We start from the raw sequence: 25,509 nt of genomic DNA, 5'->3' as shown, positions 1-25,509 counted from the left end.
GATTTTGATGACTAAAAAGGAAAAAACAGCGGCTCTTGTTGCAGGTATTGCGCTTTTTGTGACTGCTGCAGTATTTACAATATCTATATTTCTTGGGGTTTTTGACTACGGCACTTCCGGCAATTTTCTGGCAGGTTTTGGAAGAATGCTGGTTTCTGTGTACGGGTTCTGTTCAGCCCTTATTCCTGCTTTCTTTTTTACTGCCGGCGTTTTTTGTTTTTCTGCAAAATGGTCGCTTTCACGCGCGCTCTGTCTTGCAATAAGTGTAATTCCTTTTATTACAATGTTTTCTGCGGAACGTACTTCACGCCTTATAGCCCGTGCCGATGTTAGTCCGATTGCGGCCCTTAAAATAATTACGCTTATGGTGATGGCCATTCTTCTTGTGGTGCTGGAATATCTTCTTACCGTGATGATTGCTTCAAGAATAAGCAGCGGAAAGTCTTTGACAAAAGCGGCCCTTGAACTTGCTTTGTCCCTTAAGAATCATACAAAAAATGCCGTGCATAAGAATTCTGAGCGCAAAAATAAAACCGCGGTTCAGAAAACTGACGCAAAAGTTCCTGCAAAAGAAGAGCCTGCGCCAGAAAAACCGCTGCCGCTTTCAAACGAAGACGCCACTGTCAGTGAAGCAAAACTTTACGATGAAGACATCTGGTCTATTGACGACGAAGGCAATGTTAAGGAACAGGAAAGTGCCTTTGTCCAAAATGGAGCTCCTGTTAATGAAGTAACGCCTGCCTTTGAAGAAGATTCCGCAGATGACCGTGATATTATAGACGAATTTGAAAGTGAAAATATGATAAACGTTCAATCTGTTGCAGAAGAAGATGTACAGGACGAAAAGTCAGATAAAGATGCAGAAGGCGGCGCAGAAGATAATGCCGACTCTTACGAAGACACCGTTTCTTTGCAGGACAGCACTTTTCCGGATGAAGAAATGCCTTTTGATGATGACGAGTTTCTTACCGAAGATGAAGAAGAGGATTATCCTGAACTCATGAACGACGGTGAAGAAGATGTTCAGGATGAAAGCACAGATGAAGATGTCAGCGAAAGCGGTAGTATAATAGAAGATAATTTCAATATAGAAGACAATGAGCCTTCCGAAGATACAGACGGCTTTGAAACTGTTTCTGATGCGGAAGATGATGATTACGATATAGAAGATGATTTAGAAGACAATACAGAAGAAATCGGCGAAAATTCACAAGACGCTGGTTTTGGTGTTGAATCTGAAGAAGAAAATGCAGATGTTCTTCCTTCTGCAGATACTGTTTTAAAACTGCCGGCTCCAGAACCCAATCCGCAGACGCGCTCAATGGTGTCGGCACTGGACGAAGTTTTTTCACGCATGGACGATGATGCACGGCGCGCGGCTTTAAACAGCAGCACAAAGACAGAATCTGAACGCATAGACCCGACGGCGCCTCCTGTTGTAGACAGCAACGGACAGCCAATTGCGGTAACGACAGATGCGCAGGGAAACACAACGCCGGTAAAAATTCCGCCAAAACGCCGCGTTAAGCACGGTCCGTATAAAATTTCCACGGAACTTCTTACGGCATACGATGAAAATCCGTACTGGATAATCGATGACGACACTAAAAAAGCCGCGCAGAATCTTAAGGAAACGCTCAGGGAATTCAAGATAGAAGCAGAAGTCGTTGGTATAAGAAAAGGACCTGTTGTTACGATGTTCGAAATTCTTCCGGCGCGCGGAATCAACGTAAGAAAAATTGTCGGCCTGCAGGACAATATTGCTCTAAGACTTGCCGCAAGTTCTGTTCGTATAGTTGCACCCATTCCGGGTAAGAGTGCTGTGGGTATAGAAATTCCTAATTCAAACCGCGCAATTGTTTCTTTCCGCGAGTGTATAGAAAAAAATACTCCTGAATGGAAAAAAATGGCTGTTCCGGTAATTCTGGGTAAGGATATTCAGGGTGAGACGCAGATTATGGATCTTGTCAAAACACCGCACCTTCTTATTGCAGGTTCGACAGGTTCTGGAAAGTCGGTTTGTGTAAACAGCATGATTCTGAGTATTCTGTACAAGCGCAGTCCTAATGAAGTAAAGCTCATTCTTATTGACCCTAAAATTGTTGAACTTAAGCTTTACAACGGAATTCCGCATCTTTTGACGCCGGTCATTACTGACCCGAAACGCGCCATGCAGGCACTTCAGTATTGTCTTTGCGAAATGGAACGCCGCTATGCACTTTTGGACAGTCTTGGATGCCGTGATATTTCAAGTTACAACAGAAAAATTGTTGAACAGCATATTGCTACAGAAAAAATCCCGTATCTTATTGTCGTGATTGATGAGTTTGCCGACCTTATGGCAACTACCGGAAAACAGCTCGAAAGTGTTGTAGCCCGTCTTGCCGCAATGAGCCGTGCCGTAGGAATACACCTTGTTCTTGCAACCCAGCGTCCTTCTATTGACGTAATTACCGGTTTGATTAAGGCAAATATTCCCAGCCGTGTTGCGTTTATGGTTGCCAGCAAAATGGACAGCCGCATTATTATTGACCAGGTCGGTGCAGAAAAACTTCTTGGCAAGGGAGATATGCTTTATGCCAGTGCGACAGATCCGTTCCCAGTGCGTATTCAGGGTGCGTTTATAAGCGACCAGGAAGTAGAAGATGTTGTTGACGCCGTTAAGGAATGGGGTGAACCTGAATATATTGATGACGAAATCTTTGTTGATGACGATGACGATGAAAATTCAGACCAGATGTCACTGTTTAGCGGTGATGGCGAAGACCCGCTTTACGAAAAGGCGCTGCAGATTGTTGTTCAGGCCGGAAAAGCAAGTGCCAGTTACATTCAGCGCCGCCTTAAGATTGGCTACAACCGCGCCGCGCGTCTTGTAGAAGATATGGAAGACCGCGGAATTGTAGGACCTGCAAACGGAAGTAAACCGCGCGAGATTATTCATATGCCGTAAGCGGCGCAAGAGAGGGCGCAAAGTGAAAGTCAGGACAATATGTGCGGCGCTTGTCGCTTTTTTAACAGGCGCATTCGGTTTTGCTCAAAAAGTGCAGGATACGCAATACCTTTACGCATACGAGCAGAATCTTTCGGAACAGGAAGCGGTTTCGTTCGGCGAAGTCTGGGGTTACGTAATGAACGGACGCGAATATGAGTTTTCGCAACAGATGCCTGTTACCGACCTTTGCTGCTTTAGTGCCGACATAAATCACTACGGCGAAATTTCGTCTTATCCCGACCTGTCAAAATTCGAAGGCTTTAAGGGAAGAAAGCATCTTGTGGTTACCTGTGAAAGCCGTTCCCTTTCCCACCTGGTTCTGGAACCCAAATTCGGAATTGCCAAAAAAATTGCACGTGAACTTGCAAAGGCCAGCGTTGACTATGACGGAATTCAGATTGACTTTGAACTTGTTCCAGTGCGTGATGCAGAAAACTTCCGCCGGTTTCTTAAACTGCTGCATTCCAAACTTCCAAAAGAAAAAATGCTTTCTGTTTGTGTTCCGGCAAGACTCAGAAGCGTAGAAGACGATGTTTACAGTTACACCATGCTTGAACCACTTGCAGACAGAATTATTGTTATGGCTTACGACCAGCACTGGTCAACGAGCAAAAGCGGTCCCGTAGCCGGAATGGACTGGGGCGAACGTATTGCCGAATATTCCTGCTCGGTTATTCCAAAGAACAAAATTGTTATGGGAATGCCCTTTTACGGCCGCACATGGGTAGATGAAAATTTCGGAAAGGCGTGGTACAATAGCGGCGTCAACAGAATTCTGAATGAAAACGGGGTAAAACAGGTTGAACGCAAAGACGGTGTACCCAACTTTTCGTTTACCGCGCAGGTTTGTGTAACAGGCTGGTTTGACGACGCTCAGTCTCTTTTGCAAAGATGCCGGCTTTACGGCGGAATGGGAATAGACAATGTTGCGTTCTGGAGAATCGGTCAGGAAGATCCAGCTATTTGGAATTACCTTAATGTTGATGAAAAAAAATAAATCTGAAGGTAAAAGATGAATTCTTTAATTAAGATTCAGGACTGCTCGGTTCAGGGTGGAACAAAAAAATATCTTGACCGCGTAGACTGGTGCATGAACGCGGGTGAAGCATGGTTAGTCATAGGGCCAAACGGCGGCGGCAAGGCAGATTTTATAAAGGCTTTGTCGGGTAGCATGCAGTTTGTGCCGAACATTCGTCCTGCAAATGAAATAAACGGCGGCAGTGAAGCACCGCTTTATTCTTCACGCTATTCTGACAGTGTTGCCGTAGTTTCCCTCGAAGCCGCCGCCTCTCTTATAGAAGAAGAACGCGAGCGTGACGAAAGCGAATACATGGACAAAGAAGACGCCGGAAGAACAGGCCGCCAGTATATCTGCGAAGTGCTGGGTGGTTCAAGCAAAAAAAATGCACCTCTTCCGCCAATAGCAGCAAGACTTGAAACAATGCCGCAGGTTAAACTTTGCGGAATAGAAAAAATACTTGACCGCGGACTGCGCTATATGTCAACGGGCGAGATAAGGCGCACTCTTTTGTGCAGGGCGCTGCTTTCGGGTGCGGGGCTTCTTGTGCTGAGTGATCCGTTTGCAGGACTGGATGCCACATCACGCGCAATACTGTTGGAATTTTTTGACAGCATTGTGCGCCGTCAGCTGGACTCTTCTTCAGAAGATTCAGGCTTTCCCAGAATAATTTTAAGCATGGAACGCTTTCACGAAATTCCGTCTGCAATAAACCGCGTAATTGAATTCAGCAATAAAAAAATTTCTTTTGGAGGTAGCCGCGAAGAATACGAAAACGTACTTGCACAAAGGCAAGCCGCATCAGAAAAAGAAAGGGAAGTGCAGAAAGCCGCATTCCGCTCCGAACTGGACAAAATACGCGCCGAAAGCAAAATAATTTCTGGCTGCAAAGTTTCTAAACCGGGCGAAAGTCTCATTAAGTTTACAGACGTAAATGTAGGCTGGGACGACCATCACGTACTTGAAAATCTTTCGTGGGAAGTAAAAGCCGGCGAACACTGGTGTATACGCGGACCAAACGGTAGCGGAAAAACAACTATACTTGAACTCATTACCGGCGACAACATGCAGGTATTCCGCGAGGACATAAAACTTTTCGGCAACAGGCGCGGCAGTGGAGAAAGTATCTGGGACATTAAGAAAAGACTGGGAATTGTAAGTTACCGTCTTCATGTTGAATACAGAATGGTCGGCGGAACTTCACTTGAAAACACAATAATAAGCGGATTCAAGGACAGCATTGGTCTTTATGAAACGCCGTCAGATTTTGAACTTGCCACCGCAAAGGCATGGCTTAATCTTGCAGGATTCGGCGGGCGCGAAAAAGATACGTTCAGCTCGCTCAGTTACGGGGAACAGCGTGCAGTTCTTATACTTAGGGCTGCAGTAAAAAGCCCCAGCGTTCTTATTCTGGATGAACCCTGCCACGGACTTGACGAGGATTACCGCGATAAGATTCTGGGACTTCTGGAAACTGTCGCCTCTACAGGAACGACAACTCTGCTGCATGTTACACACGACCCGACCGAAGTGCTTGAATGCGAAAAACACATTCTTGAACTTCACCCCGGCGAGTCGCCAATGTATGCAATTTTGGAAAACTAAGCAGCGTTAGTTTGGTTTTGGCTGCTGCTTAAAGTCTTGATGTAAGGAACGGAATTGCCTTTTCGAACTTTACTCCGTACCAGTGGTCTTTGTCGTCAAGGGTTGCTTTGATTGACTCAACGACAAAGTCCGCTGCAAGTGAAGCGGCTTTCAAAAGCGACCATCCGCGGCAGTAAGTTCCGGCGAAGGCAGAAGCAAATGCATCTCCTGTTCCGTGCATCTGAACCGGCAGGCGTTCTGTAAAATAATATTCAACAGAGTGCCCGTCGTAAACTGCAACGCCCAGCTTGTCTTTTTCAAAACTTACGCCTGTTACAACAACATTTTTTGCACCCATTTTGTGAAGGTCAGCGCACATTTTTTCAATAAAAGCCTTGTCGTAATTTTCTGCAGGGTAGGGAATTCCCAAAAGAAGGCACGCTTCTGTAATATTCGGGAGAATAACATCTGCTTCTTTGCAAAGCTGTGCCATTTTCTGCGGGAAATCTTCTGCAAAACCGGGGTAAAGCTTTCCGTTGTCTGCCATTACAGGGTCAATTATTTTAAGTGCACCTTCGCGTGAAGTTTCTTTAATTATTTTCTGTATAACCGGAATCTGTGCGGCCGTTATGTAACCGGTGTAAAATGCGCTGAAGGTTATGTTTTCTTTTTTCCACTGTGCAAGAATATTTTCCATGTCAGATGTAAGGTCGTTAAAAGTCCATCCCTTAAATGCCGTGTGATTTGAAAGCACCGAACTCGGAAGAACTGCAGTTTCTATTCCGCAGGCAGAAATAACCGGAAGCGCAACAGTAAGCGAACACTGTCCTACGCAAGAAATGTCCTGAATTGTAAGTAATCTTTTATCCATAAAAAAAGGCTCCTGTTCTCGGGTCAACTTTTGCTTCAATTTATACTGAATCAAAAGATGAATCTAGTTTTACAGAATAATACCCTATTATTGAAAATTTTGAAACACTACACAAAAAATACTTTCCATAAAATTGTACGATTGAGCAAGTATCAACTTGCGATTGAGTACAATTCGTACGCGTGAGAGTACAGGTTAATAAAGGCAGTTGTGCAACAACTGAAGTTTTCATGAACAACGCTATTTGAGTTGTTCATGAAATACTTTCGTCTGTAAACGGAATTAAAGCTCAATTATCAATTAGTAATTACTAATTCCGAGTTATTTATTATTACGTGTTAATTATCTTAACGACAATTTCTTTAACTTTTAAATAGTCTTTATCCTGACTGACTATAATTAAATCTCTTGTTATTGCGGTTGCACAAAGCCAAAGTTTATTTTGTTCCAAATCGGGATATTTTTGTTTTAATTTTGAATATTCGATTGCGATTGGTTCGTCAACATCAAGAATGTGCAGTAAATGGCAAAAATCAGAAGCAAATCTAAAATATTCCTGTTTTTTTGTTATTTTTTCTGTTTTACTGTAAAGTTCCCCTTGAGAAATTACAGAAACATAAATATTTTCTGTATCTTCAAAAAAATGAAAAAGTTCTGTTTTTCCGTTAAAAAAATCATAAATCGTTTGAGCGTCTACAAGAAATTTCATAAAATCTCCAATTACAATTTTTTTAGTTTATCAAAAAAATCATCAATAGTTTTTCCTGAAGCCGCCGCAAGAATTCTGTCTGTTCTTTCATCTTCGTCTTCTTTCATCATTTGAAGAATATTTTGGAGGGGGATTTGTTTTAATTTTGAATTAATTGTTGAAGAATATTCAGCCAATTCAGAAAAAGGTGAAGATTCTGTTTTTTCTTCTGTTATAGGGATTACTTTAAATCTGCTTCCATCAGCACGTTTAATTATTGCTTCACCATTAATTTTAGCTTTGTCTAAAAAAGTGGCTAAGTTTTGTCGTGCCTGAGAATAAGTCATTACAAACATTTTACACCTCTTTCAGTTGCAATTTTTATTAATTTTAAATCATAAGTCAACAAAGGAACTTTATGTCTGATTGCACAATCCAGATAATACATATCATAAGCATAATGTTTTTCTTCACCTGAAAGCATTAATGCATTGTCAAAATTTACTTCAATAAGTTTTATAGGCATATTCTTAAATAATTTAAAACATTTTTGAGCTTCAGGTATTTCCAATAAATTACGTTTTAACAATTTAGATAAAGAATTGCCGACTTCAAAAACTATACATTCCGGCGAAAGTAATTCATATAATTTTGTTTTTTCTATAATGTCGTTACAGTTTGGTTCATTTCGTATTACCGCCATAATGCACGACGCGTCAATAATAAGCTGTTTTCTACTCATAATTACATTGTACTATTGTACAAGTTAGAAGTCAAGAAAATTCTTCAATAATTGCTAATTTCTAATTGCTAATCAAACCTTTATTTCTCCGCTTTCGATCAGTTTCCATAAAATTGTACTATATGGCATTTATTTTCTTTATGGAAAAAAACCTTTTAATATTGGGAATTCTTGTTTTTTCAGGTGGAAGAATATTTGCCTATCCGTCTTTTGAATATAACTTTGGATTAAGTTTAAGTGCAAGTAATAACACAGTAGATGAATTTGTATATAAAGATAAGAAAAGGCAACTGACACCATAGCACACGCTGGCAATTTTACATCAGATACGGTTAGACCTGAAAACCTTTTCAAGGATGAAATTATAATCCATACTGCCCTGGAAGTCAAATCCGTTTTCGAGATTGCGAATGGAAGATTTTGTTTTTGGAAACTTTTATTAGATACTCGTTAAGATTTATCTTTTACCAACCAGCGTCTTTCCGCGCGGACCTTCTTTTTCGGCCGTTCAACTTGAAAAAACCGATGTTTTGAACTAAAATAAATTTATGAAAAGATTTGTTCTATTTATATCAATTCTTTTTCTTGCGGCCACAACTCTTTTTGCCAAAGAAAAGAAAATGTACGTAACGGTAAAAAACGCATCCGTAAAATCAGGAACGGGCTTTTTCTCAGAAGAATTATTTTCGCTTTCTTACGGCGACAGCGTCTTATTAATAGAAGAAAAAGATTCACTCTCAAAAATACGCAACGGCAACGGACAGGAAGGCTGGGTAAGTTCTGCATCGCTTAGCAAACGCAAAATTGCAAAGTCCGGTTTTTCTGCCAGTGCCGATGAGCTTGCCTTAGCCGGAAAAGGATTCAGTGCCGAACTTGAAAATTCCTTTAAAAAAGAAAAGAAGGCAGATTACGCATCCGTAAACAAAATGGAAAGCCGCAATGTTGATTTGAATGAATTAAAGCAGTTTATAAAAGACGGCGGACTGGAGGGAGCAGATGAGTAAACGCGCAAACCTTTATGCAAAAAATTTTCTTGCGGCAGCGGTAGTTTTGTCTTCTGCTGTGTTTTATTCATGCCAGACTTTTACAAATGTTGTAAGTGTTGGTACGGCAGTTCTTGCAGTAGCCGGGGGTGTAACAGGTGTTATTGATTCAAATACCGCTTCTGCAATTATAGACAGTTCTGCTTCTGTTGCTGCGGCTGCCGAAGAAGTTTCGCCACAGCAGGAATATTACCTTGGCCGCGCTGTTGCCGGAACACTTCTTAAAAATTACGGTGCGTACCAGAACGAAACTGCCACTGAATATCTGAATTATGTATGCCACGTTCTTACAGTCAATTCTCCGCAGCCCGAACTTTACAAAGGCTATTATGTTCAGATTCTGGACAGCAATGAAATAAATGCCTTTGGTACAAGCGGCGGACACATTCTTGTTACAAAAGGTCTTATTCAAAATGTAAAAAGCGAAGATGAAATTGCGGCAGTTCTTGCTCACGAAATTGCACATATTCAGCTTAAGCATAGCATTAAGGCAATAAAGTCAAGCCGCACAACTGACGCTGTTTTTAAGACAAGTGGTGCAGTACTTACAGCACTTACTGATGGCGATGATAATACTGTTGAACTGATTAAAAGCTTTGACAGTACCGTCGGTAAAGCAATTTCAAATATGGTAGACAAAGGTTATTCCCAAGATAACGAATTTGCTGCCGACAAGTACGCACTTTCTTTGCTTGACGCTGCCGGTTATGATGTTCAGGCTATGGATGAAATGCTTGAAATGCTCGGACAGAAGTCAAAAGCAAAATCTGGTTTTGGAAAAACGCACCCCAAGCCAAAGAAAAGAATAAAAAATCTTTCCAAAGAATACAAAAAATATGCTTCGTGTAAAACACAGTCAATGCGTACTGAACGTTTTGAAGAAGTCTGGTCTGTCCTATGAAAATAAAGTTCCCCGGTTTTTTTAAGAAACGCCTTATCACATTTATTTTGATAAGTGTCGGCATTTTTTGTCTGGGATGCGTGCTTAATTTTTCCGGGGCTTTTGATTACATTGAACACAAAGCCTACGACGCAAGAATGAATTTTACGTCGCGATATACTGTTCCCGATGACAACATTTGTTTTGTCGGCGTTGACCAGTACAGCATAGATTCACTTCTGCAGGAACGCGGTTACGGATGGCCATGGCCGCGCTCAGTTTATTCAGAGATTGTCGATTTTTTTCATGAAGCGGGTGCAAAGTGTGTGGCCTTTGATGTTTTTTTTACGGAACCTTCTGTTTACAAAGGAAGTGACGACACAGTTTTTGCACAAAGCTGCGCGCAGTTTGGAAAAGTCGTGCAGGTTATGTTTGACTCAAAGAGCAGTAGCGGTCAGGTTTTCCCGATAAAACCTTTAAGAAACTCTGCCGCAATGATTGCAAACATTACGAGTCTTAAAGACAGCGATGACATAATCAGAAGGGCGCGTCTTTCATTCAGCACAAAAGAAGGGGAATATCCTTCACTCGGAATAGCGCCTGTACTTTTGGATTTGCCGCCCGAATCTGTTCAGGCTGAACTTGGTAAAATCAAAAAAGAAGTACCTTCCTTGAAAGACGGTTCTGTTCTTTTGCGGTACAAAGGAAATATTGACCGTTACCCGCATTACAGTGCGTACGATATTCTGCGTGACTGGAATCTTTATAAAAATGGTCAGGAATCAGAACTTGTTCCGGCTGATTTTGAAGATGCAGTTATTTTCTTTATACTTTATGCACCCGGACTTTACGATATATGTTCAACTCCTGTTTCTCAGGTTTATCCCGGTGCCGGCGTTCATATGACGCTTTTGGACAATTATCTTAACGGTGAGTTCCTGCATAAGATTCCGCTTTGGGCCCAACTGCTTGTCTGTCTTGTTTTGTCTTTTGCTTCTTCATTTACAGTTTACGGAATAGGTTGTACAAAATTCCGCGGAAGAAACCCGCTTATGATTTTTCTGGTCACTGCCCTTGTTTTGCTGACAATTGTTTTTTCAACAGTTTCGTTTGCGGCAGGAATTTATGTTCCTTTGACGTGCGCGCTTTTTTGTATTGTGTCCAGTTTTGTTGCGTGTCTTTTTTTCAGTTATACAAGTGAAGGAAAGCAGCGGCGTTTTATCAAGTCGGCTTTTTCGCAGTACCTGAGCCCGGCTGTTGTTGACCGCCTGATTAATGATCCTTCAAAACTTGAACTCGGCGGCGAAAAAAGACATATTACAATTTTCTTTTCTGACATCCAGTCTTTTACTTCTATTTCAGAACCACTTGAACCTGAAAAACTTACAGATTTGCTTAACAGATATCTTACGCTTATGACAGATATTATTTTGGAAAGTGGCGGAACAATCGACAAGTATGAAGGAGACGCAATTATTGCTTTCTGGAATGCGCCGGTTGACATTAACTGCCATGCGCGTGTTGCTGTTGAAGCGGCAATGAAGTGCCAGAAGGCCATTGAAGAAAAAACTGAAGAGTTTTCAAAAATTGCCGGTCGTCCTTTGCTTACAAGAATCGGTCTTAATACAGGGGATGCCATTGTGGGGAACATGGGATCCAGACAGCGCTTTGACTACACTATGCTTGGTGATAGTGTAAATCTTGCTTCGCGTCTTGAGGGATTCAACAAGCAGTTCGGTACATATTTGATGTGTTCCGAAACAACTGTGCGCGAAGCTTCCCGTGAAGGCTGCCCGCTTTATTTTAGGGAACTGGCGCGCGCCGTGGTTGTAGGAAAAAAAGAGCCTGTTGTTGTTTTTGAACCTGTGGAGCGCGCAGTTTTTTTGCAGCGAAAAATCTTTTTTGAATCATTTGACCGCGCACTACATTTGTTTTATGACGCAGATTTTGTTCAAGCACAAAAAATATTTTCTGAACTTTCTGTGCAGGATGAGGCCAGCGCGCGTTATGCGGCAAAGTGCAGCGAATTTATAAACAGCGCGCCCGGTACGGACTGGCACGGCGAATGGAAAGCCGCGCAAAAATAAATAACATGTGGACGTTCGTTAACAAATACGCATGTACGGGAAGGTCTGCGTGGTAAGACGCAGTTTAGTTAGATAAGTGTCAGCGATAGGTTAAAATGCTCCCAGTCAGCATAGTTTCGAAGTAACCAGTTACTTCGAAACAACAAAAAATCAAGTCATTTCCGATTCCTCCGTCCTCGTTCGCGCATTTTAACTTTTGCTAAGATTTATCTCTTTAGAAGCAGCGTCTTCCCCCGCGGACGTTCGTTAACAAATACGCGTGTACGGGAAGGTCCGCGTGGTAAGACGCAATTTGTTTAGATAAGTGTCAGCGATAGGTTAAAATGCTCCCAGTCAGCATAGTTTCGAAGTAACCAGTTACTTCGAAACAACAAAAAATCAAGTCATTTCCGATTCCTCCGTCCTCGTTCGCGCATTTTAACTTTTGCTAAGATTATCTCTTTAGAAGCAGCGTCTTCCCCCGCGGACAAGCAACAGCCACTTCTTGCTTATTTTATGAAATTTAATTATATTATTAACACTTATCCGCTGATTTATCCAAATTGCAGGCGGAACAGTTTCTTGTGAGACTGAAACTTGCTAAATAGGAGGCTCATAATGGGCACTGTCTTATCTAACAATCATTATTTATTTACTTCAGAATCTGTCGGTGAAGGACATCCCGACAAGGTATGTGACCAGATTTCCGACGGAATTCTTGACGAATGTCTGCGCCAGGATCCCGAAAGTCATGTTGCCTGCGAAACATTTGCGTCCCAGGCTCTTGTTCTTGTAGGCGGTGAACTTACAACCGGCGCTTATGTCGACGTACAGAAAATTGCGCATGATGTTGTTCAGAGAATCGGTTACACAAATCCCGCTTATGGTCTTGACTGCGAATCTATGGCTGTTCTTAACATGATTCATTCGCAGTCTTCAGACATAAACCAGGGTGTTGTAGGAAAAGGACTTGAAGAATTCAAAGGACAGCAGGGTGCCGGTGACCAGGGCATGATGTTCGGTTTTGCCTGCCGCGAAACTCCTGAATTAATGCCTGCTCCAATTATGTACGCACACAAACTCATGCAGCGTGCAGCCCAGGTTCGCAAAAGCGGTCAGATAAAGTGGTTCCGTCCGGACTCAAAAAGCCAGGTAACAGTAGAATATGAAGGACACAAGCCTGTAAGAATCGACACTGTTGTTATAAGCCAGCAGCATGATGCAGGAATTTCTTACAATGACATTAAGTCTGCCGTAATCGAAAACGTAATAAAGCCGGTACTTGAGCCTACAGGACTTATTGACGCAAATACAAAGTATTTTATAAACCCAACGGGTCAGTTTGTAATCGGCGGCCCGGTAGGCGACACGGGACTTACAGGCCGCAAGATTATTGTTGACACTTACGGCGGAATGGGCCGTCATGGTGGCGGTGCGTTCAGCGGAAAAGATCCCAGCAAGGTAGACCGTTCAGCAGCATACATGGCACGCTACATTGCAAAAAATGTCGTTGCCGCGGACTTTGCAGAGCGCTGTGAAATTCAGCTTGCGTATGCTATCGGCGTTCCTTTCCCTGTAAGCATAATGGCACAGACCTTCGGAACAGCACAGATTCCCGAAGAAAAAATCGTTGAAGCCATTAAGAAAGTCTTTGACTGTACACCGGGCGGAATAATCAAAACGCTTGACCTTAAGCGCCCGATTTATTCTGCAACATCAGCTTACGGGCACTTCGGTCGCAGCGAATTCCCGTGGGAAAAAACAGACAGGGTAGAAGAACTCAAAAAATCAATATGAGCAAAATAAAACTGCTTACCGAAAGTCAGATAACGCAGGTGTTCGAAAGATTCAGATTGAACAATCCCGAACCCAAAACGGAACTTATTGCTCCGAATCCGTATTGTCTTCTGGTAAGCGTCGTGCTCAGTGCGCAGGCAACAGATAAATCGGTTAATGTTGCCTGTGCGCCGCTTTACGAAAAAGTCCGTACACCTGAACAGATGCTTGAACTCGGCGAAGAAAAACTTATTTCCTATATAAAATCAATCGGATTGTACAGGGCAAAAGCACGGCATGTTATGGGACTCAGCAAACGGCTTGTGCAGGACTTCAATTCAACTCTTCCTTCTACGCGCGAAGAACTTGAATCTTTACCGGGCGTTGGCCGAAAAACCGCAAATGTTATACTCAATGTAGTTTTCAAACAGCCAACAATGCCGGTAGATACACACCTTTTGCGAATTTGCCCCAAAATTGGTCTTGCAGAAGGAAACAATCCCCTTCAGGTAGAAAAATCTCTTTTGGAAAGAATACCTTCACGCTACATGGAACACGCGCATCACTGGCTTATCCTTCACGGACGCTATGTATGTACCGCAAGAAATCCAAAGTGCGAAGAATGTATTATAAGTGATTTATGCGCTCACAATTTTTAAGTTATGAAAATCAGCTTTACCAGGTAAATCCTGCACCGATAGAAAATGCATGAAAGTTTGTAATCTGCACGTCTGAATCACCGGAGCCGAATATGCTTTCAAAGTCATTGAGTTTCCAGTTGTAGCCGTAGTCAATATTCAGCATAAAGTTTCCCATTATAATGTCAAAACCGCCGCCGGCTTTTAAAATAACCGCATTGTCTGTTCTGACAGAAACTTTTGTGTCTGCATAAGGTCTGAAGTGGCTGCCTATATTCAGATTACCGCCAAAAAGTACACCTACGGAATAAATTGAAGATTTGTAAAGCGAATTGATGTCATAACCGATATTGAGGCCGGTAAAAAAGTTTTTGCCCATTCCCCATGTAAGATAACCGTCAATGCTGTCCAGCGGATTTTCCTTAATGTCAAAATCAGAAAAATCAAGATCGGCCGGTTCCATTCCGGTAGTTACATAAAATGAGAGGCGTCCTTTCTGTTCTTTTTCTTCTGTATATTCAGTTTCACTTTCTTTCTGCGGCTGCGGTTGTGCAAGTTTTTCACTTTCCAAAGCTGTGTGTACCCTTGCGATGTCGGCCTGGTATTCTTCTGCGGAACGTACATCAATCTGCGGGGACATAACGAACGTGCGGCTTTGCATCTGTGCGGAATTCAGCGTAAGAATTTCTTTTGCGCGCTTTTCATTTTTGTATATTCTGCATTCAACAGGTTTTATTCTGTATTCTGAGGCCGACAGCCAGTGGGTTACCGTAAAATAAAGTTCGGCATAGAGAACAGAACTGTCTTTTCTGAAAAGTGCGTCGTAATATTCAACATTGAATTCATAGTCCCTTAACTGGCGCTCTGTCATCTGTTCGGGAAGAACATATTTCTTTTCTATAACATCAGAATATGGCAAATCGTATTCTATTTTTACTGCATCTTTGTGGCCGAGAGTCTGCATCGAAACTGTAAGGGGCCAGACTGCTTTTTGTGTATCATAATCACCGATGACAAGTTCAAGCTGCCCGTCAAGTGAATTTTCCATGTATTCTGATGCTTCTAGCGATTTGTATGCTGAATTCAATGCCTCTTTTGATTCAGACTGAGGATCTGCCGTAATTTTTATCTTTAAATCTTCTATATATTGAATGCGCGTTTCGACAGTTGAATTCTGTGCCGCTACGAACTGAGAAAAAATTATGCCTAAAAAAAGAAAAGCTGCAGGATGTTTCATAATTTGAATTATAGCACGAAAAACTTCTATTGTCAGTATTGGACGTCACAGTTATAATATACGCATGCTTAAAGGAAAAACAGTAATTCTTGGTGTAACGGCAAGTATCGCTGCGTATAAGGCCGCGTCTCTTGCGAGTATGCTGGTCAAAGCCGGCGCAGATGTACGCGTTATAATGACACCCAATGCCGTAAACATAATTAATCCAATAACTTTTGAGACCCTTACGGGACACAAATGTCTTGTAGATACCTTTGACCGCAACTTTGAGTTCAAGGTTTCCCACGTTTCTCTTGCAAAGGCTGCATCTGTTTTCATAGTAGCTCCGGCCAGTGCAGATACAATAGCAAAACTTGCGAACGGGCTCGCCGATGACATGCTTACAACAACATTTCTTGCGGCGGCCTGTCCCAAAATAATATGTCCTGCAATGAATACGGCAATGTTTGACAATCCCATAACGCAGGATAATCTGGAAAAATGCCGCCGCTTCGGGATGAAGGTTGTGCTTCCGGCAGAGGGAATGCTCGCCTGCGGTGATGTTGGCCGCGGAAAGATGCCGGAATGTGAATTCCTGTTTGCGCAGATAGAACACGAAATCGGTTACGAAAAAGATTTTGCGGGAAAGCGCATTCTTGTTACTGCAGGACCAACGCGTGAAAAACTGGATCCCGTGCGTTTTGTAAGCAACCGCTCTACGGGAAAAATGGGTTATGCCGTTGCAAAAGCCGCCGCCGACCGTGGGGCAGAAGTAACGCTTGTTTCGGGACCTGTTGCGCTGGAACCGCCGCCGTTTGTAAAAATCATTCATGTTGAATCAGCCGCCCAAATGTTTGAAGTCGTGCGCACTGAATTCAGCGGGGCAGATATTGTAATAAAAGCAGCTGCAGTTGCAGATTACAGACCGACAGATGTTTACGAACAGAAAATGAAAAAAACAGACGGCAATCTTTCCATTCAGCTTGAACGTACAGATGACATTCTGGCATATCTTGGCGCAAACAAAAAAAGAGGGCAGTTTTTATGTGGCTTTTCGATGGAAACAGAAAATCTTATACAGAATTCCCGTTCCAAACTGGAGCGCAAAAATCTGGACATGATTGCCGCCAATTGTCTTAAAACAGCCGGTGCCGGTTTCGGAACAGAAACAAATGTAATAACGCTCATTACAAAAGATTCAACTACGGAACTTCCACTTATGAGCAAAACAGAAGCAGCCCACAGAATACTGGATGAAATAAAAAATGCACAGAATTGAATTTACACAAATCGGCGGTTTCAAAGTAGGAAACGCGCAGAATTACGACGCGATGACAGGAGTAACAGCCCTTGTTTTTGACGGCCCGAATGTAGCCGGAATAGATATAAGCGGCGGCGGTCCTGCAGCGCGCGAGTCTTTTCTGTTCAGTCCGCTGGCAAATCCGCAGTCAATAACGGCACTTCTGCTTTCGGGAGGTTCTGCATACGGTCTTGCAGCGTCGGCCGGAGCAATGGCATATCTCGAAGAACACAATATGGGCTATCACTTGGGTGATATAGTTGTGCCGATAGTTCCGCAGTCATGCATTTTTGACCTTGGAATAGGAAGTTCTTCGGTAAGACCAGATTTTGATATGGGTTATAAAGCTTGTGCCGATTCAGTAAACAACCGCGCGGTTTCTGGAAATATCGGCGGCGGAACAGGAGCTTCTGTAGGCAAACTGTACGGAATGTCACGCTCACAGAAAGCAGGAATCGGTTATTACGCTGTTCAGCTTGGTGAATTGAAAATGGGTGCTGTGGTCATAGTAAATGCGCTGGGAGATATTTTTGACTACAGGAATGGAACAAAAGTCGCAGGACTTCTTACTGCCGACAGAAAAGAATTTGCAAGTCTTGAAGAAGAGTTGTATTGTGCCCAGAAAAAAATTACAGCCGGAACAAATACAACAATCGGTGCTGTAATTACAAACGGCGATTTTACCCAGCAGCAGATGTGCAAAATTGCGGCAATGACACGTTCTGCTTTGGGAAGAAGCATTAATCCTGTCGGAACAAGCGGTGACGGTGATACAATTTATGCTGTCTCGACCGGTAACGTAAAATCAAATCCTGACCTGGCCGGAACTTTGGCATGCCGAGTCCTCTCAGAAGCAATTCTCGATGCAGTAAAATCTGCCAAAATGGAAGAAAGCGAATATCTATCCAAGATAAGAAAATAGTTCCACCAGGAGGTAGAAACGTAAGATGGAAGAAGAAACAATCAATTCGGCAACAGAGGCTGTAAAGGCGGTGGGGGAGGGCGTCACTGAACAGGCACGCAATCTTCTGCATCTGGACGAATTTTCCAGGTATCTGACATGGGGAAATCTTGCGAAGGTTGTAGCAAACCTTATAACCATTGTACTTATGTACATTGTTTACAGAATTATCAAAAAGCTAGTGTTCCGCCAGACTTCATCAAAGTTTGAAGTACACACTTCAATGCTTATCAACAAGATTATCAGTTATGTTTTCTACGTGATAATTGGAATGTACATTTTAAGCCTCTTCGGAATAAATTTTAAAGCAGTATGGGGAGCAGCCGGTGTTGCAGGACTTGCAATTGGTTTTGCAGCACAGACAAGTGTAAGCAATTTCATAAGTGGAATGTTCGTACTCAGCGAGCGTGCAATGAAGATAGGCGACTTTATTTCTGTAGGTGGCGTAAGCGGAACAGTCGACTCTGTAGGCCTTCTGAGTGTAAAGATTCATACTCCAGACAACCAGATGATCCGCATTCCGAACAGCGTAGTGATTAACAGCAATCTTATGAATTACAGCCACTTTGGAATAAGGCGCTTTCTTTTTGAGATTCCAATCAGTTATGAAACAGATCTTGCCCACGCACTTGAAGTAATTGCAAAAGTTCCGGAATACTGTCCTACAGTTTTAAAAGACCCGGCACCTTCTGTTTTCTACGACGGATTCGGCGATGCTGTAAATTTAAAACTTGCAGTCTGGTTTGACGGTGCAGATCTTATTCAGACAAAGAACGATGTTTACATTAATGTAGTAAAACTCTGTAATGAAAACAATGTGCAAATTCCGTACACACGCTACGACATAAAGATTGTTGATGACAAAAGCGGAACTCCGGCTCCGGTAGCAAAAGCAGCAGAAAAAGTAACTGCAAAAACAACTGACAAAACTGAATCAAAGACAACAAGAAAAACAACAGCACGTGCGGCTGCAAAAAAGAGTACAAAAGCATAAAAATTTTTCATTTTTTTGCTGAAATAAAAAGTCAGACACAATATATAAGCATGAGAAAGTTAATTTATATATTGTGTCTGTCACTCGTGCTGTCTTCCTGTGAATTCTGGAAAACCACTGAGTCCGTTGAGTTTTCAATTTCGCCTGCCTCAAAAAATACCGGCGGGTGGAAGATTCTATCTTCTGAGGTCCCCGGAAAACCTCTTTATCTGGCTGCCGATGACTATGACTTCGAGCTTGAACTTCAGCCGAATGCGTTTACAGCAGTTCTTGCCTACACAGACGGATCTGCATTTCCTCTGGGCGCAATTTATCCATGCACAACAATACTTAACGCGCAGGACGGTTTCGCTGCAGATGTTTTTTACACGCTCATAAACCTTTCCTCTAAAGAAAACGCTGCCCAGGTAAAAGAATATCTTAATTACTTCAACTGGCAGCGCCTCATGACAGAATGCCGAAAGTACGAAAATCCGTGGAATCTTGATAAAAACCATCTTGTCCAGTCCATCGCTTCGGGAACATTCAAACTGTCAGACATAAGGATGCTTGAATGACGTGCTTTTAACTTTTTTCCTTCAAGTGTATAATGACCGCATGTTCAAGAAAACCTATTTTGTATTTATTGCGGTTTTTATATTTACCCTGACTGCTGTTTCATGTTCTTCAAAAAAATCAGGTTCGGAACAGCAGCCTCCTGCAAAGCTTTCTGTAAAAAACCATATCTGGTATTATTTTACAGCCGACGGTTTTGAAAAAACAGATCTTCCGCAGAATGCACCAAAAACCGCAGAATGCCCGTGGACAGAAGCAAGACGCATTTCGAGCGCAGCGTCATCAGTAAGCGAAAACTCCGGGGCGCACTCCTATGCCGTTGTAAACAAACTGGGAATTCTTTCTTTTGAAAGTGACGGCCCGCATCTTTATAAAGATGTTTCCTTTTTTTCAGAATACAGCGCCGGCTCACTTGTGTTCAGCGCCGGAAAACCCGTCTTTAACCTGTACCGGAGTACATTTTTTAACGAAGTGGCAGCTTCTTCTTCTAATGCTTCAAGACCTTTTCTTGTAGAGTTCAATCCTGAATCGGGGATGTTTTTTCCACTTGTGACCTACGAAAATCTTGGACTGTTGCCGGCCGACCAGATAACAGGATTCTTCTGGAACGGAACAACATGGAGTTGTTCTGTAAAAAAAACGGAAGCCGGAAAGGTTTCTTTTTCATATTTTTTCTGGGAGCCGCCAGTCGCACTTACAGAACTGTCGCCGGCGCTCTCTTATGAAACTTTCATTTTTTCTCCGTGCACAGAAGCACAGTACAGAAAAATAAACCTTCCTTTGTTATTCGATGCCGCGCCGGCGGGCCTTGCAGAGCTACTGTCTCCGATACCTGAAGAATTTTCTTTCTATGTATCCTGGCGCGATAACTCTGGAACTTCGCCCGTAAATTACTTTCAGCAGGGCAGCGGCGGAATTACACTTAACGCAAAGGCGGCCAGAATTCCTGTGGAACAATATACTGCGGCTGTTTTTTCTGACGGAACAGTTTACATAAAAAAAGATTCAGCTGCACAGCAAGCCGCGTTCAGGCTCCCAAAACTGCCCGCCGGTTTTTGCTACGGTGAATTTGCGGTTGCAGACGGCATGCTTTATGTTGCCTGGGAAGAAACCAGTTTCTTTAAAACAGGCCGTGCAGGCTTTATAAGCGTAGGTCTTTCGGAAGTAATGGACCTTATAAACTCGGCGGGAATCGCATCTTCAAACTGAACAGGCAGCCCCACCGGACAGATTATTTTCTTACAAGATTGGGTAGTCTGGTCTGGGCCTGCTTCAAGTAGATGTATTTGAGCGGGTGAAGATCCAGGGCATTTGTCTGCCAGCCGCCAACGGAATTCAAATCAATGTACTGGACACTCACTGCATGTAAAACAGGAATGAGCATTCCGTCATCGAGTAGAAGCTGTTCCGCGCGTGAAAGATATTTGTATTGTTCAGTGCTGTCTTCGGCAGTGGCAGATTTACTTAAAAGAGCGTCATAGTCAGGGTTTTTATAATTTGCAACGTTAAGCGTCGAGTCTCCCCTGAAAAGTTCCAGAAAGGCAAGCGGGTCTGCAAAGTCACCAATCCACGAATAAGTAAACAAATCTGCGTTCCATGTTGCAATAGAAGGATTGTAGCGTTCAAAAGACGTGGTCTGCACGGTAAGTTCCACTCCGAGCGGTTCCCAAGCAGCTTTAAGAAGTTCGGCCCATTCTTTTACATAGTCATCGGGCGTAATCGCAAAAATAAGCGGTATTTTTTCACCGGCCTCAATTCCGTATTTTGCACGTGCATCTTTCATAAGCTCGGCTGCATCTACAGGATCGTAGTCATCTATTCCTTTAACTTCAGGATAGCCCGAAAGCGGGTAGACAAGTGTTGTTGCTTTTACAGAAGCCTTTGCCCTGAGTTTGTCATACGGAATTGCTTCCAGAAGTGCATTCCTGAATTCAGGTTTGTCCCATGGTGAATTTTTTATTTTAAAGAAAAGATATGTCGTCCCGAATTCTGCAGATACGTGAATTGAATTCGGATTTATTATCTGAGCACTTTCTGCGTTTCCCGAAATCCAGTCGGCGCGTCCTGTGTTAAAAAGATAACTGTTTTCTGCCGTGTCATCGCTCTGGATAATTGTAATTCCCGGAATTTTTACTTCCCCGGCGGAATGGTAGTTTTCATTTTTTGCAAGAACAAGATTTCCCGGCGTGTATGAAGAAATTGCAAAGGCACCGCTGAATGCATCTTTGTCTGGACTTACGGCAGCAAATGCGTGGTGACACAGAAGTTTGGGAAGATGGGCTGCCGGTTCGTCAAGGCGCACTACAAGAGTAAAGTCATCCCTAACTTCAATGCGCACATCTTCTGCAGTGCCTGTTCCCATGCGGAATTCTTTTGCGCCCGTAATGCAGTCCAGCATAGACGCGAACGGGGCTCCATGTTCTGAAAGAAGTTTAATCCACGAGTCCCTGAAAGTCTGTGCGGTTATGGCAATACCGTCGCTAAATTTTGCATCCTTGCGCAGTGTAAAAGTCCATCTTTTTTTGTCACGCGAAATTTTGTATGACTCACATATTGCGGGAATGGGCTCAAGCGTTACAGGATGGTAAGAAAAAAGTCCTTCGTAAAGTGCTGTAAAAATCTGTGCTTCAGAAACATAGGCTGCTGTATGCGGGTTCAAATCGTAAGTGTGCGGAATATCAATGATTACAAAATTCCTGTAAAGCGGGTTTTCTTCAGATTCAGACTCCTGTGCAAATGAAAATGAAGAAAGTGCAGCGGTGACACACACCAAAAGTGCGGTTTTGAAAAATTTCGTAACAGCCATTTTATTCCCCTTCGATTATTCCCAGTTTGCGCATCTGATTTTGTTCTTCTATATAAGAAGTATATTCAACCCGGTGCTGGTTTACCTTGACCATAATATTTTTGAGCGTCGTAAGTTCCATTTTAATTCCCTTTATTCTGGATCTGTCGCTCTGGTGTACGGTATCCTTGAAAAATTCATCCAGCGCTCCCAGCAGTGCAAGAAGATGGTTGTTTTCTATAATATGCTTGTTAAGAAAGTCCAGGATCGTTTCATCAGGCTGGGAACTTATTCTGTTAAACCCCGGGGTATGCCTTACAGAAAAAGAAGCATAATATCTGGCGCGCTTCATAAGACTTTCCTTGAATTCCTTGAAGTGGATTACTTCCCCGCGCTTGGCTTCTGTTTTTTTGTCGGTAAGAATTACCTCGTAGTCTACCGGAGGCTCAGCTATGCCAAAGAGTTTCCTTATAAACCGCATGAATTTGTCACCGAGTGTATTGTGTTCGCTTTCAAGTACATCGTGATTAATGCAGATTTTTTCAAAAATAAGGTCATAGCTTTCAGAAAGTGTACCCATTACGCGCACGGCTTCCATAAGAATATCATGCGTGTTCACCTTTTCTACTTTTTTCTGAACTTTGTTTTCAGAAACCGTCATCATGTCCAGAAGTTTTTTCTGCCGAGCCTCTTTGTCTGGCGCAGTTTCTTCGGCTGCAATTTCCCCAATAAGGTCGGCAACAAAAGAACGCTTGGGCATAAGCGATGCAAAGAGACGCTTTGTTTCGGTGATAAAAGCAGTTGTCGAAGAATAGGCCGCTTCTTTATTGAACTGTTCGGAACCAAGTACATTTTTGCGTACATCAATTTTGTAGCGCTCTTTCTGGAATTCAGTCAGCTGTTTGAGAGTAGCGTTTATTTCAGAAAAAGCGGTTACTGTTTTTGCAACGCTGTCTTTGATGAGGCTGAGCGTAAGAGGTGTGGCACCTGTTTTTAAGGAAGTAAGAACTGCTGCAAGTGCCTTTGTATTCGGCTTGGCTGAATTTTCTGACAAAGCGTTCCATGCAAAGGTATTGTTCAATTCCAAAAGCTTGCGGATTTTTTCCATTCCCAGCTGCGAAATAGAAAAACGCATGTAGTTGCATACAAAGTCAATCAGGCTTTCGTAATCGCTCAGTCTTTTTCCCAGAATAATGGATTTTTCATTATCATTGAATTCCGTGTCTTCTATGCGGGTAATATCCGAAATTTTCTTGTCATTTTTGTAAGGGTCGGGCGTAATAAGCGAACGCTTAACGAGGGCGTCAAAAAGATTCCTTACACATGAAAGGTGAAGCCGGTAAGCCTCCTGAATTTTAGGGAGCGCCGTAGTATCAAACCAACGTTCCTTGTCTGCAGCCGCCGGAATTATCTGTTGATTGAAATCTTCCATAAGTAGTACCTTCCTTGCGTTAAAAAAAACAAATATTCTTTATAAATATCGGCATAAAACGCGCCAATCTGCATAACATACTACCATAAAATTCTACCTGTTGAAATAAACATAAAAAAAGATTAATCTCTAGGGAAGGACTTATTTAATCCAAAGGATAGAAGAATGGCACTTGATGAAAATTTGCAGACCGTGCGCCACAGTTGCGCGCATGTAATGGCGGAAGCCGTACTCAGGCTTTTTCCCGGAACAAAAATAGCAATTGGACCGGCCATAGACAATGGCTTTTATTACGATTTTGATTTTCCGGCGGACCATAAGGCTTCAGAAACTGATTTTGCGGCCATAGAAAAGGAAATGCGCAAAATTCTTTCTTCAAACTCTGAATTTGTTAGAAATGAAGTTACAAAAGAGCAGGCGCTTGAGCTTTTTAAGGATCAGCCTTACAAGGTTGAACTTATCAATGATCTTCCTGACTCAGAAAAAATTACTACATATACCCAGGACGGATTCACCGACTTGTGTCGCGGTCCGCACGTTGCCAGCACAAAGGAAATAAACGCCCAGTCATTCAAAATTACAAAAATGGCAGGCGCTTACTGGAGAGGAGACGTTAACCGCCCTGTTCTTACAAGACTTTATGCCGTCTGTTTTGCAAAGCCCAACGATCTTAAGGATTATCTTGCAAAACTCGAAGAAGCAGAACGCCGTGACCACCGCAAGCTCGGAACCCAGCTGGATCTCTTCCACATTGATCCTGAAGATCCGGGTCAGATTTTCTGGCACCCCAACGGATGGTCAATGTATGTAACCCTTCAGGACTACATGCGTGACAAGGTTGTACGCGACGGTTACCAGGAAGTAAATACACCTGCCGTAATGCCGCGCACTCTTTGGGAACGCTCGGGCCACTGGGGTCACTACCAGAAGAATATGTTCATTACAGAAAGCGAAAAACGCATTTTTGCCATCAAGCCAATGAACTGTCCCGGCGCCCTCGAAATCTTCAAGTCAAGAACACGTTCGTATAAAGATCTTCCTCTGCGCCTGGCAGAATTCGGACACTGTGTACGTAATGAGCCCAGCGGAACCCTGCACGGAATAATGCGTGTACGTGGTTTTGTTCAGGATGATGCACATATTATCTGTACAGAAGACCAGATTGAAGCCGAAGTTACAAAATTCTGCCACCTGCTTCTTGACGTTTACAAAGACTTCGGATTTGATAAAAATCTTCTTGTAAAGCTCAGTACAATGCCTGAAGACCACGTTGGTGAACTTGCAACCTGGCAGCATGCAGAAAGTGCACTTGCAGCCGCATGCAAAGCCGCCGGAATGGAATACGAAATTCAGCCCGGTGAAGGCGCATTCTATGGACCAAAGCTTGAATTTACCCTCGTTGATGCCCTTGACCGCCAGTGGCAGTGCGGAACAATTCAGCTGGACTACCAGCTTCCTTCTGCAGAACGCCTTGATGCACAGTACATCGGAAGCGATAACCAGAAACATCATCCGGTTATGCTTCACCGTGCAGTAATGGGTTCTTTGGAGCGCTTTCTTGGAATTCTTATAGAAAACTATGCAGGAGCAATGCCGGCCTGGCTACACTTTGAACAGGCTGCTGTAGTTCCTGTAAGTCCCGAGTTCAATGAGTATGCACAGACTGTTGCCGACACTCTCAGGGCAGCAAAAATCCGTGCAAACGCTTATGTTGATGATTCCAACATGAAGAACAAGATCAAGATGATTACCAGCGAGCACAAAACACCATATATTCTTGTTGTAGGTGCAAAAGAGCGTGATGAAAACGCCGTGTGCGTAAGATTCCGCGCCTCTTCAGGACTGCAGCAGAAGACTTTTGAACTGAAAGAATTCCGCGATTACGTTCTGGACAAAGTAGCCACTCACTTCAATGGAATATAATAAACAAGGGCTGCCGTAAGGCAGCCCCTTTTATTTACCTTCTTT

Annotated in this window: 22 protein-coding genes; 15 read left to right on the top strand and 7 right to left on the bottom strand. The window is 42.9% G+C overall.

Annotated elements, in window-relative coordinates:
• Positions 1–7: 7 nt before the first annotated feature.
• Genes IWA51_RS12060 through IWA51_RS12050 form a run of 3 tightly spaced genes read left to right on the top strand, consistent with a single transcriptional unit; the run spans position 8 to position 5,615 of the window.
• A complete protein-coding gene (locus IWA51_RS12060; RefSeq protein WP_198442577.1) occupies positions 8–2,950 on the top strand; it encodes a DNA translocase FtsK in 2,943 nt (980 codons plus the stop codon).
• A gap of 22 nt (positions 2,951–2,972) precedes the next feature.
• Positions 2,973–3,989 carry a glycosyl hydrolase family 18 protein gene (locus tag IWA51_RS12055; protein ID WP_198442576.1) on the top strand — a complete coding sequence of 339 codons (1,017 nt, stop codon included), beginning with the start codon at positions 2,973–2,975 and terminating at the stop codon, positions 3,987–3,989.
• A gap of 15 nt (positions 3,990–4,004) precedes the next feature.
• A complete protein-coding gene (locus IWA51_RS12050; RefSeq protein ID WP_198442575.1) occupies positions 4,005–5,615 on the top strand; it encodes an ATP-binding cassette domain-containing protein in 1,611 nt (536 codons plus the stop codon).
• Between the two features lie 28 nt (positions 5,616–5,643).
• Here the strand turns inward: IWA51_RS12050 and IWA51_RS12045 are convergent, their stop codons facing one another.
• The 4 genes from IWA51_RS12045 to IWA51_RS12030 form a co-directional block, all read right to left on the bottom strand.
• Positions 5,644–6,465 carry a pyridoxamine kinase gene (locus IWA51_RS12045; RefSeq protein ID WP_198442574.1) on the bottom strand — a complete coding sequence of 274 codons (822 nt, stop codon included), beginning with the start codon at positions 6,463–6,465 and terminating at the stop codon, positions 5,644–5,646.
• Between the two features lie 331 nt (positions 6,466–6,796).
• Positions 6,797–7,174: a type II toxin-antitoxin system VapC family toxin gene (locus IWA51_RS12040; RefSeq protein ID WP_198442573.1), complete on the bottom strand. Its 378-nt coding sequence runs from the start codon at positions 7,172–7,174 to the stop codon at positions 6,797–6,799.
• A gap of 11 nt (positions 7,175–7,185) precedes the next feature.
• Complete coding sequence (locus tag IWA51_RS12035; RefSeq protein WP_198442572.1) at positions 7,186–7,509, bottom strand: type II toxin-antitoxin system Phd/YefM family antitoxin; 324 nt, start codon at positions 7,507–7,509, stop codon at positions 7,186–7,188.
• Entirely contained in the window at positions 7,500–7,895 is a 396-nt protein-coding gene (locus tag IWA51_RS12030) for a type II toxin-antitoxin system VapC family toxin (protein WP_198442571.1), read from the bottom strand. The genes IWA51_RS12035 and IWA51_RS12030 overlap by 10 nt, the downstream gene beginning before the upstream one ends.
• A gap of 122 nt (positions 7,896–8,017) precedes the next feature.
• On the opposite strand from IWA51_RS12030, the gene IWA51_RS12025 reads away from it, so the two are divergent.
• The 6 genes from IWA51_RS12025 (at position 8,018) to nth (ending at position 14,319) form a co-directional block, all read left to right on the top strand.
• Entirely contained in the window at positions 8,018–8,197 is a 180-nt protein-coding gene (locus IWA51_RS12025) for a hypothetical protein (RefSeq protein ID WP_198442570.1), read from the top strand.
• 246 nt (positions 8,198–8,443) lie between these two features.
• Positions 8,444–8,899, top strand: coding sequence for an SH3 domain-containing protein (locus IWA51_RS12020; RefSeq protein ID WP_198442569.1), 456 nt, complete (start codon positions 8,444–8,446; stop codon positions 8,897–8,899).
• A complete protein-coding gene (locus tag IWA51_RS12015) occupies positions 8,892–9,839 on the top strand; it encodes a M48 family metallopeptidase (RefSeq protein WP_198442568.1) in 948 nt (315 codons plus the stop codon). The genes IWA51_RS12020 and IWA51_RS12015 overlap by 8 nt, the downstream gene beginning before the upstream one ends.
• A complete protein-coding gene (locus IWA51_RS12010) occupies positions 9,836–11,905 on the top strand; it encodes a CHASE2 domain-containing protein (RefSeq protein ID WP_198442567.1) in 2,070 nt (689 codons plus the stop codon). The genes IWA51_RS12015 and IWA51_RS12010 overlap by 4 nt, the downstream gene beginning before the upstream one ends.
• Before the next feature lie 597 nt (positions 11,906–12,502).
• Positions 12,503–13,681, top strand: coding sequence for a methionine adenosyltransferase (metK, locus tag IWA51_RS12005; protein ID WP_177528814.1), 1,179 nt, complete (start codon positions 12,503–12,505; stop codon positions 13,679–13,681).
• Positions 13,678–14,319, top strand: a complete 642-nt coding sequence (gene nth / locus IWA51_RS12000) for an endonuclease III (protein WP_198442566.1) — start codon at positions 13,678–13,680, stop codon at positions 14,317–14,319. The genes metK and nth overlap by 4 nt, the downstream gene beginning before the upstream one ends.
• 16 nt (positions 14,320–14,335) lie before the next feature.
• Here nth and IWA51_RS11995 read toward each other — a convergent pair whose 3' ends face one another.
• Entirely contained in the window at positions 14,336–15,535 is a 1,200-nt protein-coding gene (locus IWA51_RS11995) for a hypothetical protein (protein WP_198442565.1), read from the bottom strand.
• A 64-nt stretch (positions 15,536–15,599) separates the two neighbouring features.
• On the opposite strand from IWA51_RS11995, the gene coaBC reads away from it, so the two are divergent.
• The 5 genes from coaBC to IWA51_RS11970 are packed head-to-tail and all read left to right on the top strand — an operon-like array spanning position 15,600 to position 20,533.
• Positions 15,600–16,793, top strand: a complete 1,194-nt coding sequence (coaBC, locus tag IWA51_RS11990) for a bifunctional phosphopantothenoylcysteine decarboxylase/phosphopantothenate--cysteine ligase CoaBC (RefSeq protein WP_198442564.1) — start codon at positions 15,600–15,602, stop codon at positions 16,791–16,793.
• The gene (locus IWA51_RS11985; RefSeq protein WP_177528811.1) at positions 16,780–17,736 is read left to right on the top strand and encodes a P1 family peptidase; all 957 of its coding nucleotides are present in this window, start codon (positions 16,780–16,782) and stop codon (positions 17,734–17,736) included. The genes coaBC and IWA51_RS11985 overlap by 14 nt, the downstream gene beginning before the upstream one ends.
• A gap of 25 nt (positions 17,737–17,761) precedes the next feature.
• Positions 17,762–18,769 carry a mechanosensitive ion channel family protein gene (locus tag IWA51_RS11980; protein ID WP_198442563.1) on the top strand — a complete coding sequence of 336 codons (1,008 nt, stop codon included), beginning with the start codon at positions 17,762–17,764 and terminating at the stop codon, positions 18,767–18,769.
• A 50-nt stretch (positions 18,770–18,819) separates the two neighbouring features.
• On the top strand, positions 18,820–19,326 hold the full coding sequence (locus IWA51_RS11975) for a hypothetical protein (RefSeq protein ID WP_198442562.1): 507 nt from the start codon (positions 18,820–18,822) through the stop codon (positions 19,324–19,326).
• Between the two features lie 40 nt (positions 19,327–19,366).
• Entirely contained in the window at positions 19,367–20,533 is a 1,167-nt protein-coding gene (locus IWA51_RS11970) for a DUF8086 family protein (RefSeq protein ID WP_198442561.1), read from the top strand.
• 22 nt (positions 20,534–20,555) lie between these two features.
• Here IWA51_RS11970 and IWA51_RS11965 read toward each other — a convergent pair whose 3' ends face one another.
• Positions 20,556–22,130, bottom strand: coding sequence for a peptide ABC transporter substrate-binding protein (locus IWA51_RS11965; protein WP_198442560.1), 1,575 nt, complete (start codon positions 22,128–22,130; stop codon positions 20,556–20,558).
• Position 22,131: 1 nt separating this feature from the next.
• Entirely contained in the window at positions 22,132–23,541 is a 1,410-nt protein-coding gene (locus tag IWA51_RS11960) for a TP0584 family protein (protein WP_198442559.1), read from the bottom strand.
• A 165-nt stretch (positions 23,542–23,706) separates the two neighbouring features.
• Between IWA51_RS11960 and thrS the strand changes: the two genes are divergently transcribed.
• Positions 23,707–25,464, top strand: coding sequence for a threonine--tRNA ligase (gene thrS, locus IWA51_RS11955; protein ID WP_177528805.1), 1,758 nt, complete (start codon positions 23,707–23,709; stop codon positions 25,462–25,464).
• The last annotated feature ends 45 nt before the right edge of the window (positions 25,465–25,509 follow it).

It is taken from the genome of Treponema peruense (genome assembly GCF_016117655.1).
GTDB lineage: Bacteria > Spirochaetota > Spirochaetia > Treponematales > Treponemataceae > Treponema_D > Treponema_D peruense.
The sequence above is the reverse complement of the archived record's forward strand: the minus strand, read 5'-3'. Positions and strand labels throughout refer to the sequence as shown.